12 protein-coding genes are annotated in these 13,280 nt (G+C 57.0%); 5 read left to right on the top strand and 7 right to left on the bottom strand.

Annotated features, from left to right (window positions below; translation table 11 throughout):
* Window positions 1-212 precede the first annotated feature (212 nt).
* Together HVX72_RS01350 and HVX72_RS01345 are read right to left on the bottom strand one after the other, a co-directional pair.
* Window positions 213-1,457 (bottom strand): aromatic amino acid transport family protein, encoded by a 1,245-nt coding sequence (locus HVX72_RS01350; RefSeq protein WP_042286519.1) that lies wholly within the window; start codon window positions 1,455-1,457, stop codon window positions 213-215.
* 136 nt (window positions 1,458-1,593) lie between these two features.
* On the bottom strand, window positions 1,594-2,859 hold the full coding sequence (locus HVX72_RS01345; protein WP_181822398.1) for a 4-aminobutyrate--2-oxoglutarate transaminase: 1,266 nt from the start codon (window positions 2,857-2,859) through the stop codon (window positions 1,594-1,596).
* 118 nt (window positions 2,860-2,977) lie between these two features.
* Between HVX72_RS01345 and HVX72_RS01340 the strand changes: the two genes are divergently transcribed.
* Window positions 2,978-4,474 carry a PLP-dependent aminotransferase family protein gene (locus HVX72_RS01340; RefSeq protein ID WP_060570178.1) on the top strand — a complete coding sequence of 499 codons (1,497 nt, stop codon included), beginning with the start codon at window positions 2,978-2,980 and terminating at the stop codon, window positions 4,472-4,474.
* 51 nt (window positions 4,475-4,525) lie between these two features.
* Here HVX72_RS01340 and rpoH read toward each other — a convergent pair whose 3' ends face one another.
* The 4 genes from rpoH to ftsY form a co-directional block, all read right to left on the bottom strand.
* Window positions 4,526-5,380, bottom strand: coding sequence for an RNA polymerase sigma factor RpoH (gene rpoH, locus HVX72_RS01335; protein ID WP_042286526.1), 855 nt, complete (start codon window positions 5,378-5,380; stop codon window positions 4,526-4,528).
* 253 nt (window positions 5,381-5,633) lie between these two features.
* Window positions 5,634-6,692 carry a permease-like cell division protein FtsX gene (gene ftsX, locus HVX72_RS01330; RefSeq protein ID WP_181822397.1) on the bottom strand — a complete coding sequence of 353 codons (1,059 nt, stop codon included), beginning with the start codon at window positions 6,690-6,692 and terminating at the stop codon, window positions 5,634-5,636.
* A complete protein-coding gene (gene ftsE / locus HVX72_RS01325; RefSeq protein WP_012908291.1) occupies window positions 6,685-7,353 on the bottom strand; it encodes a cell division ATP-binding protein FtsE in 669 nt (222 codons plus the stop codon). The genes ftsX and ftsE overlap by 8 nt, the downstream gene beginning before the upstream one ends.
* 2 nt (window positions 7,354-7,355) lie before the next feature.
* The gene (gene ftsY / locus HVX72_RS01320) at window positions 7,356-8,846 is read right to left on the bottom strand and encodes a signal recognition particle-docking protein FtsY (RefSeq protein WP_181822396.1); all 1,491 of its coding nucleotides are present in this window, start codon (window positions 8,844-8,846) and stop codon (window positions 7,356-7,358) included.
* A gap of 125 nt (window positions 8,847-8,971) precedes the next feature.
* On the opposite strand from ftsY, the gene rsmD reads away from it, so the two are divergent.
* The gene (rsmD, locus tag HVX72_RS01315; protein WP_042286534.1) at window positions 8,972-9,568 is read left to right on the top strand and encodes a 16S rRNA (guanine(966)-N(2))-methyltransferase; all 597 of its coding nucleotides are present in this window, start codon (window positions 8,972-8,974) and stop codon (window positions 9,566-9,568) included.
* On the top strand, window positions 9,558-9,827 hold the full coding sequence (locus HVX72_RS01310) for a DUF1145 family protein (RefSeq protein ID WP_042286536.1): 270 nt from the start codon (window positions 9,558-9,560) through the stop codon (window positions 9,825-9,827). The genes rsmD and HVX72_RS01310 overlap by 11 nt, the downstream gene beginning before the upstream one ends.
* Before the next feature lie 20 nt (window positions 9,828-9,847).
* Here HVX72_RS01310 and HVX72_RS01305 read toward each other — a convergent pair whose 3' ends face one another.
* A complete protein-coding gene (locus HVX72_RS01305) occupies window positions 9,848-10,213 on the bottom strand; it encodes a DUF2500 domain-containing protein (protein ID WP_181822395.1) in 366 nt (121 codons plus the stop codon).
* A 141-nt stretch (window positions 10,214-10,354) separates the two neighbouring features.
* Between HVX72_RS01305 and HVX72_RS01300 the strand changes: the two genes are divergently transcribed.
* A complete protein-coding gene (locus HVX72_RS01300) occupies window positions 10,355-10,981 on the top strand; it encodes a lysoplasmalogenase (protein WP_042286542.1) in 627 nt (208 codons plus the stop codon).
* A 76-nt stretch (window positions 10,982-11,057) separates the two neighbouring features.
* Window positions 11,058-13,256, top strand: a complete 2,199-nt coding sequence (zntA, locus tag HVX72_RS01295) for a Zn(II)/Cd(II)/Pb(II) translocating P-type ATPase ZntA (protein ID WP_181822394.1) — start codon at window positions 11,058-11,060, stop codon at window positions 13,254-13,256.
* Window positions 13,257-13,280: the final 24 nt, after the last annotated feature.

The following is a 13,280-nucleotide window of genomic DNA, read 5'->3' as shown; positions in this document are numbered from 1 at the left end:
ATGTTGTTTTTCAGCGCATTATTCTGTTATATGAAATAAGAAAAGCATATGATAGCTATCTTAAGGGCTGCCTTTCGCGCTTTTGCAGCACACTATGCTAAACATACCGTTATTTACTGGCGTTTGAAAAGACTAAATTACGGCGAATGTAACAAATGAGTGACAAAAAAAACCGCGTCCTTCCGGAAGACGCGGGGGAGTAAAATACCGGATTACCAGCCAGCCGGAAGGTAACCCAGCGCAGAAGCAATGGCATACACGGCGCTGCACAGGTAAAGCAATACGATGAATCCCTGAATAACAGGATGAGTAATCCATGCCGGGCAGGTCCAGCCAGGCGTTACATCGCCGCGCTGACGCGCGCCTTTCAACATGAGAATGGGCATAATCGACAGAATCACGCCGCTGAACACCCCGGCGAAATAGAGCGCATTTACAAACGACACCATACCGCTGTAGGCAAGGATAAACGGCGGCACGGCCACCACCACCAGCACCAGAAAGCGCTTCAACGGCTGCGCATCATCGCCTAGGCGAAACTGATCGAAAATATTGGTCAGAAAGCTGCCGCCCAGCCCCCAGTACGAAGTCAACATGGCGCACAGCGCAAACAGGTTCGCCGAGAAGAAAGCCCACTCTCCCAACGCGCGTCCCCATGAGATGGTCGCCACATCGGTAATGTTATCGAGGCCGTTTAACATGATGACCGACATCGGCACCAGCGCCAGCAGGCTGAAAGTAATCGCCATTCCGACCATAATCGCTTTTGGCAGTTTTTCCGGCTTATCGACAAAGCCGCGCGCCATTTCCGGCACGATGTACTGCGCGGAGAAGCAAAATGCTACCACGTTAAACACCGGCACCATGTACAGCCAGTTGCCGTCCAGCAGATAGCGTACCTGGGTAGTTTCTTTCAGCATCGTGGCGACGATCAGCACAGCGATCATGACGACCATCCCGATGCTGATAAATTTCTCCCCGCGACCAATTGCCTTCAGGCCAAGATAAAGCACGCCGGCCGCCGGAATAAAAAACAGCGCGCTGCCGAGCGCGGGCGAAATCCCTAATAACGAGTGCAACAGTTTGCCGCTACCGGTCATGTAGGCAATGAGCGCGCCGACGCTGTTGACGCAGACGGACATAAACATCATCAGCGCCCCAAACCGTCCGACGTAACGGTGCGACAAACCGCTGAGCTGTAGATGCTTGCGGGTGCGAAGGGTGGATTCTGCAACGTACAACATGGTGATGGTGGTCAGGCTGCCAACCAGCACCAGCCAGAACAACAGCGGCAGGAAACCCGCTTTGCTGGAGGCGTAAGCGATGGATAATACCCCTGCGCCGATGTTGGTGCCGACGATCATCGACACGCCCTCAACAAAGCTCAACGATTTAGCGGGTACAGCGGTACGCTCCCGACGCGTCAGCGCCGGAGAAAAGGTGGAGTTTTCAGACATAATATTTTCCGTTTTACTCCGGCGACGAGCGCCGCCGGAAAAAAGGTGATATCAGGGTGATTAACCACTCACGCTGAACGGGAACAACTCAGTTGTCGTAGAGGCTTCCCTGCCGCTGCCTGCCGGTCCGGGTGCGTCAGCCCCGTAGCGCGCGGGTCAGAATATCCAGCGCTTTAGAGAATTGCGCATCCGGGATCGTTAAGGGATAAAGAAAACGTATGACGTTGCCATATACGCCACAACTCAACAGCAGCAGGCCGTTTTCCTGCGCTTTGCGCTGGACCTCGCGGGTAAATTCGGCAGACGGTTCGCCGGTTTGCGGATCGTTAAATTCCACCGCTACCATCGAACCGAGTCCCCGAACGTCAACAATCGCCGGGCAGTGCTCGCGCGCCTGATTCAGCACTTCTTTCAGATGCTCGCCCAGCTGGCTCGCCCGCTGGCACAATTGCTCTTCTTCAATGATGTCCAGCACCGCGTGCGCGGCGGCAACCGCCAGCGGATTACCGGCGTAGGTACCGCCCAGCCCACCGGGAGCAGGCGCATCCATCACCTCAGCACGCCCCACAACGCCAGAGAGCGGGAAGCCGCCCGCCAGGCTTTTCGCCATCGTCATCAGGTCGGGCTTCACGTCATAGTGCTGCATCGCAAAGACCTTGCCGGTACGGGCAAAGCCGGTCTGCACTTCATCCGCAATCAGCAGAATGCCGTGGGTATCGCAAATTTTACGCAACGCCTGCATAAAGGCCGCAGGCGCGACGTTAAAACCGCCCTCGCCCTGAATCGGCTCAATAACAATGGCAGCGACCTGATCCGCGGCGATATCGGCCTTAAAGAGGCGCTCCAGGCTTTTGATCGCGTCCTCGACGGTCACGCCGTGAGCCGCGTTCGGGTACACAGCGTGATAGACCGAACCGGGGAAAGGCCCAAAACCTATTTTGTAAGGCGCCACTTTGCCGGTCAGCGCCATGGTCATGAAGGTACGTCCGTGAAACCCGCCGCCGAAGGTGATCAACCCCGGACGACCGGTATGGGCGCGGGCAATTTTGACCGCGTTTTCAACCGCTTCGGCGCCGGTGGTGAAAAACGCGGTTTTCGCCGGACCGTCGATCGGCGCAATGGCGTTGATGCGCTCCGCCAGCGACACGTAGCTCTCGTAAGGCACAATCTGGTAGGCGGTATGGGTAAACGCCTGAAGCTGTTTTTCTACCGCCGCGACAATTTTCGGGTGGCGGTGGCCGGTGTTAAGGACGGCGATCCCGGCGGCAAAATCGATCACTTCTTTGCCTTCAATGTCCCAAATTGTGGCGTTTTCGGCCTTTTCGACAAAGTAGTCGCACATCACACCAACACCACGGGGAGTCGCCTGCTGGCGACGCTGATTCAGTTCTGAACTTTTCACCCTCGGATCTCCTGTTATGAATGTCACTTTATTGCAACAAATTCGAAACGATGACGTTTATTTACACAGGTGTTGGCCCTATAATCGAGTACCAATTCAGAATATCTGAGGGATCCAATTGCGGGCATTAGTGGGCGATCTCCTGTTGGTCAGACTCCAACAGGAACAGGATGAATTCCTGCACAAACGGCTCTACAACGCGCTTCGCCGGGCGATTCTCGACGGTTCTTTACCGCCGCATAGCCGCTTGCCCGCATCGCGCGATCTCGCGGGCGAGCTTGGGATTTCCAGAAACACCATATTAACAACTTATGAACAATTGCTGGCGGAAGGATATGTGGTTTCCCGACGAGGAAGCGGGACATTCGTCGCACAAACCACCCCCGATACCTTTTTAACGGCGGCAGCCGGAGTGGAAAACAGTGAGACGGCCGCACAGGCATCCTCCGTTTCGCAGCGCGGCCATTTTTTGCTGCAGCACGTCAGCGCCAGCCCACGACAATGGGGAGCATTTATTCCCGGCGTTCCCGACGTCAATGCCTTTCCCCATCCACTTTTCAGTAAGTTACAGGCACGCATCAGCCGTCGACCGAAGCCGGAACGGCTGAGCTACAGCTGCAATGGCGGGACGCCGGAACTGCAACATGCGTTGGTGGATTATCTGCGCGTCGCCCGGGGTGTGCGCTGTCAGGCAGATCAAATACTTATCACGGAGGGGATCCACCAGGCTATCGACCTGGTGACGCGGATGCTGGCTGATACCGGCGACCTGGCGTGGGTGGAGGAACCCTCCTACTGGGGGATCCGCCATGTGCTGGCGATGAACGATCTACGCATTACGCCTGTCCCCGTTGATGCCAGCGGCCTCGCGCCGCCCGACAGGCCGGATGAAGCACCGCGTCTGATCTTCGTTACGCCCTCTCATCAGTACCCGCTGGGCGCGGTGATGAGTCTTGAGCGACGTCAGCGGCTGCTGGCACTCGCCCGGCAGTACGGCAGTTGGATTGTGGAAGACGACTATGACAGCGAGTTTCGCTTTTCTGGACAACCGATCCCGGCGTTGCAGGGTCTGGTGCCGGATGCGCCAGTCGTTTATATCGGCACCTTCAGTAAAACGCTCTATCCGGGGCTTCGACTGGGTTATATGGTGCTGCCTCGCCCGCTGGCGCACGCCCTGAAAAGCGCCCATGCGGAGCTGTATCGCGGTGGGCATTCACTGATTCAGATGGCGCTGGCAGAGTTTATCAACGGCGGACATTATTCGGCGCACATCCGCCGTATGCGTTTGTTATACAGCCGCCGTCGTGCCTTTCTCACCGAGCTGATTGAACGTCACTGTGGGACGCGGGCGCTGTCGGATTTCAGCGATAATGCCGGGCTGCATTTGATCCTCAACCTGCCGGATGAGGTGGATGATGTCGCCGTCGCGGCCAGCGCCAATGCGCAAAATATTCTGGTACGTCCGCTTTCGCGTTATTACCTGACCGCCCAGCGCAAGCAGGGGCTGCTGTTGGGGTTCGCCTGTCTGACGGAAGAACAGATGGTGCCTGCATTCGCCACGCTGCTGGACTGTTTGCGTGACAACTGCCCGCAGGTGCTGTTGATGAACGCCTGAAAGCAAAACGCCCCAACCAATGTCGGGGCGTTTTTAGCTGCGCTTGCGGTGTTATGCTTCGATCGCGGCGCGCAGTTTTTTCATTGCGTTCTTTTCAAGCTGGCGGACACGTTCAGCAGACACGCCATAGCGGTCAGCCAGTTCCTGCAAGGTGGACTTGTTGTCTTCGTCCAGCCAGCGGGCGCGAATGATGTCCTGACTACGTTCGTCGAGACCTTCCATCGCGTGGGTCAGCTTGTTGGCCGCCTGATCTTCCCAGTTATCCTCTTCAATGCCGTCGGCAAAGTTAGAGGTTTTATCCTGCAAATACAGGACCGGGGCCATCGGCTGGCTGTCGGACTCATCGTCCGAAGACATGTCAAAGGTCATGTCCTGCGCCGCCATGCGGGACTCCATCTCACGCACGTCTTTGCTGGACACGCCCAGCTCGCGCGCCACCATTTCAACTTCATCCTGGTTAAACCAGCCCAGGCGCTGCTTGGTTTTACGCAGGTTAAAGAACAGCTTACGCTGCGCTTTGGTGGTCGCGACTTTGACGATACGCCAGTTACGCAGAACGTATTCGTGGATCTCCGCTTTGATCCAGTGTACGGCGAAGGAGACCAGGCGCACACCCACTTCCGGGTTGAAACGGCGCACGGCTTTCATCAGGCCGATATTACCTTCCTGAATCAAATCCGCCTGCGGCAGGCCATAGCCCGCGTAGTTACGAGCAATATGAACAACAAAGCGCAGGTGAGACAGGATCAGCGTCTTAGCTGCTTCCAGATCGCCCTGGTAATGCAGCCTTTCAGCCAGTGCCCGCTCTTCGTCAGCCGATAACATCGGCCACGCGTTCGCAGCCCGGATGTAAGACTCCAGGTTACCAACAGGGGCTAAAGCTAAATTTTGCATTTCTTTGGTCATTCAAATCCTCTCAATTTTTTATCGTCTGGCACTACCTGAAAGTCATCAGCAACAACCGTGCCAGCGTTAATGAGCAACGAGATTATCATTCACTCTTTTATCAGACCGTGATTTTATCCACAAGTTCCATGCAACGTTGTGTATAAATTGCGCACAAAATGTGACATGAAGATGAAAGCGGGGAAGAGGACAACGGAGACTCTTTCCCTGCGAACGGAAATCCATTGCAGGGAAAGATTATACCACGATTTTATTAATCGGGAGTAAAGTGGCGTAAATGTTGAACCGTGGCAAGCCACGCCGCCACCCAGCCGATCATCGAGCAAACCAGCAGCAATAACAGGCATTCATCGAACGATAACCCATTGAGATCAAACTTCGTTCCGAAAACCTGCGCCACTTCTGTCACTGCCGAAGACAGCCGCATCACCAAAATTTCAGATAAAATCAGTGAAAGAAACGCGCCGGAAAAGCCGAGCAGCGCGCCGCCGTAAAGGAACGGACGGAGAATAAATCCATCCGTCGCGCCAATCAGTTTTTGCACGTTAATGGTATCGCGACGGGCAAAAATGCTCAGGCGTACGCTGTTGCCGATCACCAGGAACACCGCTGCCACCATCAGTACGCCGATCATGGCTGATACGCGGCCCACCAGACCGGTCAGCGCCGCCAGGCGGGCAAACCAGCTGTCGTCCATACGTACTTCATCGATGCCGTTAATCTGCGAGATACGATCGCGCAGGGTATTAAGCGAATCGGTGCCCTGGAAATCAAGCTTCGGCACCACCACGGCCACCGCCGGGAGCGGGTTCTCTTCCAGCATGTCCAGCGCGCCGCCAAAGCCGGACCAGTTACGGAACTCACCCAGCGCGTCTTCCCGCGACAGGTAATTCACCTTGTCCACGCCCTGCTCGGCCTGAAGCTGCGCCACCACCCCCGCCGCCGCATCGTCATCCAGCGTTTTTTGCAGATAAACAGTGATCTGTGGAGACGGATAATACTGCGTCGCCGCCTGGTTGACGTTCTTGTAGACCATATAGCAAACGCTCGGCAGCGTCAGAGAGATGGCAATGACCATCACCGTTAAAAAGGTCGCCAGTGGTTTGCTTTTCAGATCCTGTAACGCGCCCTGGAACGCGTAGCGTACCTGCTCGTTGAAAACGTTGGTTTTCCGCGAGTTAGGTTTCGGCGACGGTTTCGCCCGCTTCGGGGTATTGCGGCCACCGTCGCCTGACGAACCGCCAGAGCGGCGCAGACGATCCAGACGCCCGCCGAACTGCCGGATATGATTCATCGCATCGCGCTTATTCATAAGCCACGCCTCCATGCAGGTGTCCATCGCTTAGCACCAGTTGGCGATAAGATCGGCGGGAAATCAGCCCGATGTCGTGGGTGGCCATCAGGACGGTGACCCCCACACGGTTAAATTCTTCGAACAAACGCAGGATCCCTTCTGACAACGCGTCATCCAGGTTACCGGTTGGTTCATCCGCCAACAGGACCGCCGGTTTATTGACCACCGCACGGGCGATACCCACACGCTGCTGTTCACCGCCGGAGAGTTGAATAGGGAAGTTTTTCGCTTTGTCCAGCAGCCCGACTTTATCCAGCGCCGCCGACACGCGGCGACGAATGTCGTCTCCGCTGGCACCAGCAATAATCAGTGGGATCGCCACATTGTCGTAAACGGTGCGGTCCATCAGCAGATGGTGATCCTGGAAAATCATGCCAATCTGCCGACGCAAAAACGGCACTTCACGATTCTTCAGACGGGTAATATCGTGTCCGCTGAAGATAATTTTCCCGGCGCTTGGCCGCTCAATCCCACAGATCAGCTTCAGCAGGGTACTTTTCCCCGCGCCTGAGTGGCCGGTCAGAAAAGCCATCTCGCCCGGCTGCATGTGGAACGTGACGCCCTGCAGCGCTTGTCTCCCGCCGAGATAGGCCTTGCTGACATGTTCAAAGCGAATCATTGTTAATCCTCTCGGGCAAAAAGTGCCTCAATAAAATCGTCCGCCTTAAACGGACGCAAATCCTCGATACGTTCGCCCACACCAATATAGCGGATAGGAATGCCAAACTGGTCGGCCACCGAGAAGATCACCCCACCTTTCGCCGTGCCGTCCAGCTTGGTCAGGGTGATCCCGGTTAACCCCACGGCTTCATGGAACAGTTTGGCCTGGCTTACCGCATTCTGCCCGGTGCTGGCGTCGATAGTCAGCATAACCTCATGCGGCGCATCCTCGTCCAGTTTCTTCATCACGCGAACGATTTTTTTCAACTCTTCCATCAGATGCGATTTGTTTTGCAGACGCCCCGCGGTGTCGGCGATCAGCACATCAATGTTACGCGCCTTCGCCGCCTGAATAGCGTCAAAGATGACGGAAGCAGAGTCCGCGCCAGTGTGCTGGGCAATCACCGGAATATTATTACGCTGGCCCCAGACCTGAAGCTGTTCCACCGCTGCGGCGCGGAACGTGTCGCCTGCCGCCAGCATCACCGATTTGCCCTGCTGCTCGAACTGACGCGCCAGCTTGCCGATGGTGGTGGTTTTACCGACGCCATTGACGCCCACCATCAAAATCACAAACGGCGTTTTGCCTTCCACGTTCAGCGGTTCATCGACCTTCGCCAGAATCTCGCCCATCTCATCTTTTAACAGACCGTACAGCGCTTCCGCATCACGCAGTTGCTTGCGGCTGGCGCCTTCGGTCAGGTTGGTGATGATTTTACGCGTCGTTTCCACGCCCACGTCGGCGATCAGCAATTGTTCTTCCAGCTCTTCAAACAAATCATCGTCGATTTTCTTCCCGCGGAACAGACTGATAAATCCGGAACCGAGGTTTTCTTTTGTTTTCAGAAGGCTGCGCTTAAGACGGGCAAAGAAACCCTCTTTGGTCGGTTTCTCCTGCTCCTGCGCAATCTTTTCAACCGGCGCGTCTTCTTCCGCTACCGGCACCACCAGCACCGCTTCTTCTGCGGCTTCTGCCGCCAGCGCCTGCGCTTCCCGCTCTTCATCGCTCAGCGGCGGCATGTTCTGCGCCTCTTCTTCTACCGCGTCAACGATCTCAACGGTTTCGGCTTCCGCCTGCCACTCTTCCGGAGAGATTTCTTCCGCGTTTACCTCTTCCGGCAGCGGCAGTTCTTCACGTACGGCGACCGCAAGCGGTTCCACTTCCGGTTGTGGCTCGTCTGCCACGGCAGGCGGTTCAGGCTCAACCAACTGCGGCTTTTCGCTCTCCTGAACCTGTTCGGTGACCTCAACCACCTCTTGTGCAAAGTGGTCTGTCTCTTCTTTGCTGTGCGCAGGGGATTCTGCTTCTACGTCAGCTGCCGTTTCAACAGGCGTGTCTGCCTGTCGTTGTTCCTCGACAACCTGCTGTTCTTCGGTTTTTTGTTCTTGTTCCTGCTCTTTTTCACCAAAGCCCAGCCAGGAAAAGAAGCCACGTTTTTTCTGTTTTGCCATCTGCGGTTACACTCCTCGCGGCTCTATATACATGGAAGCTAAAAAAATGATGAAATAGTCTATCACTTAACTTAATTTACATCACCGCCTGGAAAGACCGAATTAGGGCGGTTTGAGCAGCAGAAATGAAAAAACCGAATCACTCTGGCAGTGGCCAGATCCGCATTATTGGCGGGCAATGGCGCGGCCGCAAACTTCCGGTACCGGACAGCCCCGGTCTGCGTCCCACCACCGATCGCGTGCGCGAGACGCTGTTTAACTGGCTGGCGCCGGTAATGGTCGACGCCCGTTGTCTCGACTGTTTCGCCGGAAGCGGCGCGCTGGGGCTGGAGGCGCTGTCGCGTTACGCGGCGTCTGCTACCCTGCTGGAAATGGATCGCGCCGTCGCGCAGCAGTTACAAAAGAATTTAGCGACGCTGAAGGCAGGCAACGCTAACGTCGTAAACACGAATACACTGGCATTTCTGGCGCAGACCGGTACGCCGCACAGCGTCGTGTTTGTCGATCCGCCGTTTCGCAAGGGTCTGCTGGAAGAGACCTTACGCCTGCTGGAAAACCATGGCTGGCTGGCTGACGAGGCGTATATTTACGTGGAAAGCGAAGTGGAAAACGGTCTGCCGCCGGTGCCCAATAACTGGTCGCTGTATCGCGAGAAGGTTGCCGGACAGGTTGCCTATCGCTTGTATCAACGCGAAGCACAAGGAGAAAACGATGCTGATTAATATTGGACGTTTACTGATGCTCTGCGTCTGGGCTTTTTTACTCTGGAATCTGGTGCAACCGTTTCCGCGCCCGCTCAATATTTTTGTTAACGTCGCGCTGGTGTTTATGGCGCTGATGCACGGTATGCAACTGGCGCTACTGAAATCGACCCTGCCAAAAGACGGGCCGCAGATGAGCAACGGGGAAAAAGTGCGAATTTTCCTGTTCGGCGTGTTTGAACTGTTGGTATGGCAGAAGAAGTTTAACGTCAAAAAATGAGGCTGACAGCCGGATGGCATTTAATCCGGCCTGTGAACCACAAACCCGACAAACCGCGTACCCTTAAAGCTCAGCGTCCCTTTGTCGCCTACTGTCAGCGCGTGGTACTGCTGCGCGTCCAGGCGGAAGTTTTTTTCCTGTCCGCCGCGTAGCGGCTTAAAGCTCGCTTCGTATCGCATACTGGCGCCTGCGGGGGTGACCTGCTGCTGACGCGAGCGGCGGTCATTGAGCGGCTTTTCCCGCTTGTTGCTGACCATCATTGGCGCCTGTTGCAGGGGCGCAGCCTCGTTATCGGCTTTTTCCCGCCGCTGCTGCATAAAACGAAACGAGGCGGCAATGAGAATTAACACAATGATTAAAATAAAAAAGAGCGGTGGCTTACTCATACCCTTAACCCATCAGAAAATGCGGAAATCAGCATACCCTGACCGTTATGGTGTTGTCATCCGCCCTTACCCGCCTCTAAACTGAAGAGTAAGACCGTAAGCATACCGCTTACGAAAAAATAACGAATTCAAGGAACTAAGATGCTTTGGTCGTTTATCGCTGTCTGCCTTTCCGCATGGCTGTTTGTGGATGCTTCTTACCGTGGCCCCGCCTGGCAACGTTGGGTCTTTAAACCTGTCACGCTGCTTCTCCTGCTGCTGCTCGCCTGGCAAGCGCCGATGTTTGACGCTATCAGTTATCTGGTGCTGGCGGGTCTCTGTGCGTCGCTGTTAGGCGATGCGTTAACGCTCTTGCCACGTCAGCGTCTGCTGTACGCGATTGGCGCGTTTTTCCTTTCGCATCTGCTGTACACCATCTATTTCGCCAGCCAGATGACGCTTTCATTCTTCTGGCCATTGCCATTAGCGCTCCTGGTACTGGGCGCGCTGCTCGTCGCGGTAATCTGGTCGCGTCTTGAGGAGCTGCGCTGGCCGGTATGCACCTTCGTCGCCATGACGCTGGTCATGGTCTGGCTGGCCGGTGAACTGTGGTTTTTCCGACCCACCGCGCCCGCGCTGTCGGCGTTTATGGGGGCGGCGCTGCTGTTCCTGGGTAACATTGTCTGGCTGGGCAGTCATTACCGCCGCCGCTTTCGTGCCGACAACGCTATCGCTGCGGCCTGCTACTTCGCCGGGCATTTCCTGATCGTCCGCTCACTTTATCTCTGATAGTGCTTGACTCTGGAGTCGACTCCAGAGTGTATCCTCCGGTTAATGAGAAAATTATCATCAACCGGAGGATGCCATGTCGACACCCGATACTGATGGCAAAAAAGCCCCACAATTTTCATCCTTCACACTCGCCCCGGCGCCGCAGAAAGCCGATGCCTGTTGCTGCGACGGTGCCTGCGACTCGCCGGAAACCGTCGCTGAAACGGTAAAAGGCGCCCGTTATAGCTGGAAAATCGCCGGTATGGACTGCGCCGCCTGCGCCCGCAAAGTTGAGAACGCGGTGCGCCAGATAAGCGGCGTGAATCAGGTTCAGGTGCTGTTTGCTACCGAAAAGCTGGTGGTCGACAGCGACGGCGATCTGCGTTCACAAATCGCGCGGGCAGTGCAAAATGCGGGCTATACGCTGCAAGACGAGCAGGCCAACGCCGCCGCGCCGGAATCGCGCGTCAAAGAGAATCTGCCGCTACTGACCCTGATTGTGATGATGGCGGTCAGTTGGGGGCTGGAGCAGTTCAACCCTCTGTTCGGACAACTGGCGTTTATCGCCACCACGCTGGTCGGGCTGTATCCCATCGCCCGCCAGGCGCTGCGCCTGATGAAATCCGGCAGTTGGTTTGCCATTGAAACGCTGATGAGTGTCGCCGCCATCGGCGCGCTGTTTATTGGCGCTACAGCGGAAGCGGCAATGGTGCTGCTGCTGTTCCTGATTGGCGAGCGGTTAGAGGGATGGGCCGCCAGTCGCGCCCGCAAAGGGGTCAGCGCGCTGATGGCGCTAAAACCAGAGGTGGCAATCCGCCTGCGCGACGGCGTGCGCGAAGAGGTCGCCATCAACACTCTGCAACCGGGCGATGTGATTGAAGTCGCCGCCGGAGGACGCCTGCCCGCCGACGGAAAACTGCTGTCCGCGTTCGCCAGCTTTGACGAAAGCGCCCTGACCGGCGAGTCGATCCCGGTTGAACGCGCCAGCGGCGAGAAAGTCCCGGCGGGGGCGACCAGCGTGGATCGTCTTGTCACGCTGGAGGTACTGTCGGAAGCGGGTGCCAGCGCCATAGATCGCATCCTGAAGCTGATTGAAGAAGCGGAAGAACGGCGCGCGCCCATCGAACGCTTTATCGACCGCTTCAGCCGGATTTACACGCCCGCCATCATGGTCGTCGCCCTGCTGGTGATGCTCGTTCCGCCACTGCTGTTTGCCGGTAGCTGGCAGGAGTGGATTTATAAGGGACTGACGCTGTTACTGATTGGCTGTCCGTGCGCGCTGGTGATTTCCACCCCGGCGGCGATTACCTCCGGGCTGGCGGCGGCGGCGCGTCGCGGGGCGCTGATCAAAGGCGGCGCGGCGCTGGAACAGCTAGGACGTGTCACGCAGGTCGCGTTTGATAAAACCGGGACGCTGACCGTAGGCAAGCCGCGCGTGACGGCAATTCATCCTGCCACGGGTATCAGCGAGACTGAGCTGCTGGCGCTGGCGGCAGCGGTGGAGCAAGGCGCGACGCACCCGCTGGCGCAGGCGATTGTACGTGAAGCGCAACAGCGGGCGCTTACCCTCCCCGCCGCCGACGGACAGCGCGCGCTGGTCGGTTCCGGCATTGAGGCTCGGGTCAACGGTGAGCGCGTCCTGATTAGCGCCGCCGGGAAACAGCCTGACGAGGCGTTTGCTGCGCGCATTAATCAGCTTGAACGTTCAGGTCAGACGGTCGTATTAGTGCGGCGAAATGGCATCGTGCTCGGCGTTATCGCCCTCCAGGATACGCTACGGGACGATGCCCGTACCGCCATAAGCGCACTGAACGCGCTGGGGGTTGAAGGCGTCATCCTCACCGGCGACAACCCACGCGCGGCGGCGGCCATCGCGGAGACGTTGGGACTGGATTACAAAGCGGGACTCCTGCCGGAAGACAAAGTCCAGGCGGTCAGCGCGCTGAATCAGCAGTCGCCGCTGGCGATGGTGGGCGACGGCATTAACGACGCTCCCGCGATGAAAGCCGCCGCCATCGGGATTGCGATGGGCAGCGGTACCGACGTGGCGCTGGAAACAGCAGACGCTGCGCTAACCCACAATCGTCTGACCGGACTCGTGCAAATGGTGACGCTGGCGCGGGCGACGCACGCCAATATTCGCCAGAACATCGCCATTGCGCTGGGGCTGAAGGGGATCTTCCTCGTCACCACCCTGCTCGGCATGACCGGGCTGTGGCTGGCGGTGCTGGCGGATACCGGCGCGACGGTACTGGTGACGGCTAACGCGCTGCGACTGTTGCGTCGTCGGTAAAAAAAGCCCGGTGGCGCTTACCGG

Origin of the sequence: Citrobacter sp. RHB21-C05, assembly GCF_013889015.1 — a bacterium.
In the GTDB taxonomy this organism is placed as follows: domain Bacteria; phylum Pseudomonadota; class Gammaproteobacteria; order Enterobacterales; family Enterobacteriaceae; genus Citrobacter_A; species Citrobacter_A sedlakii.
Note: the sequence above shows the minus strand (reverse complement) of the source record. Positions and strands in the feature narration are given on the sequence as shown.

What these genes read in the sequence shown, in the direction of transcription:
- HVX72_RS01350 (WP_042286519.1), bottom strand. Translation starts at nt 1,457, where the DNA reads ATGTCTGAAAACTCCACCTTTTCTCCGGCGCTGACGCGTCGGGAGCGT.
- rpoH (WP_042286526.1), bottom strand. Translation starts at nt 5,380, where the DNA reads ATGACCAAAGAAATGCAAAATTTAGCTTTAGCCCCTGTTGGTAACCTG.
- ftsX (WP_181822397.1), bottom strand. Translation starts at nt 6,692, where the DNA reads ATGAATAAGCGCGATGCGATGAATCATATCCGGCAGTTCGGCGGGCGT.
- ftsE (WP_012908291.1), bottom strand. Translation starts at nt 7,353, where the DNA reads ATGATTCGCTTTGAACATGTCAGCAAGGCCTATCTCGGCGGGAGACAA.
- ftsY (WP_181822396.1), bottom strand. Translation starts at nt 8,846, where the DNA reads ATGGCAAAACAGAAAAAACGTGGCTTCTTTTCCTGGCTGGGCTTTGGT.
- rsmD (WP_042286534.1), top strand. Translation starts at nt 8,972, where the DNA reads ATGAAAAAACCGAATCACTCTGGCAGTGGCCAGATCCGCATTATTGGC.
- HVX72_RS01310 (WP_042286536.1), top strand. Translation starts at nt 9,558, where the DNA reads ATGCTGATTAATATTGGACGTTTACTGATGCTCTGCGTCTGGGCTTTT.
- HVX72_RS01305 (WP_181822395.1), bottom strand. Translation starts at nt 10,213, where the DNA reads ATGAGTAAGCCACCGCTCTTTTTTATTTTAATCATTGTGTTAATTCTC.
- HVX72_RS01300 (WP_042286542.1), top strand. Translation starts at nt 10,355, where the DNA reads ATGCTTTGGTCGTTTATCGCTGTCTGCCTTTCCGCATGGCTGTTTGTG.
- zntA (WP_181822394.1), top strand. Translation starts at nt 11,058, where the DNA reads ATGTCGACACCCGATACTGATGGCAAAAAAGCCCCACAATTTTCATCC.